Annotated in this window: 1 protein-coding gene and 1 pseudogene; both read left to right on the top strand. The window is 64.1% G+C overall.

Annotated elements, in window-relative coordinates; genetic code table 11:
* Nucleotides 1–411: GMC oxidoreductase (locus EOA60_RS35960; protein ID WP_164899927.1), on the top strand; the 411-nt coding region annotated here is incomplete at its 5' end.
* Between the two features lie 11 nt (nucleotides 412–422).
* Nucleotides 423–665: pseudogene (locus EOA60_RS35955) on the top strand (hypothetical protein); the annotation flags it as partial.

The raw sequence follows: 665 nt of genomic DNA, 5'->3' as shown, positions 1-665 counted from the left end.
GGGCGGCTGCGGCAGGCGCTGCCGCTGGTCATTGTCACCGAAAACCTGCTCGACCCGGAAAACCGGGTGATCCTCGACAAGAACGAGAACGCTTTCGTCAGCTTCAAGGGAGCCTCCGACTATGCAACCAAGGGCATGGCCAAGGCGCTCGAGAGGCTGCCGGCGCTGCTCAACCCTCTTCCGGTCGAGCAGATATTCGATCGCGGCATAAGGCCGACCGAATCGCATGTGCAGGGCACCTTGCGGATGGGCACCGGCCCCGCCGACTCGGTGGTCGACCGCGACATGATCCACCACCAGCTCCGGAACCTCGTCGTCGTCGGCACCAGCACCTATCCGAGCTGTTCCTGCGCCAACCCAAGCCTGACCGCCGCGGCGCTTTCGCTGCGGGCGGCGAGCCGGCTGGCATGAAGGAGGGGTCGATGAAGATCACGCGACGCACCGCATTGGCCGTTGTTGCCGGCGGCATTGCTTCGACCGGCATCGCCGCTGCGGCCGTATCGTCCTTCTCGGATGAGGATCTGGTCCGCCTCACGCTCGAGAAATACTTCGGCCCGCTCAACATGCGCATCGAGCACCTGCAGCAATTCGTGCTCGAATTCCGCAACCGCAACCCGTGGATATTCCCGAGCGAAAAGCTGGCGGACGCGGTGACGCTTTTGGAG

The organism is Mesorhizobium sp. M1A.F.Ca.IN.020.06.1.1, assembly GCF_004023265.1.
Classification (GTDB): domain Bacteria; phylum Pseudomonadota; class Alphaproteobacteria; order Rhizobiales; family Rhizobiaceae; genus Mesorhizobium.
Note: the sequence above shows the minus strand (reverse complement) of the source record. Positions and strands in the feature narration are given on the sequence as shown.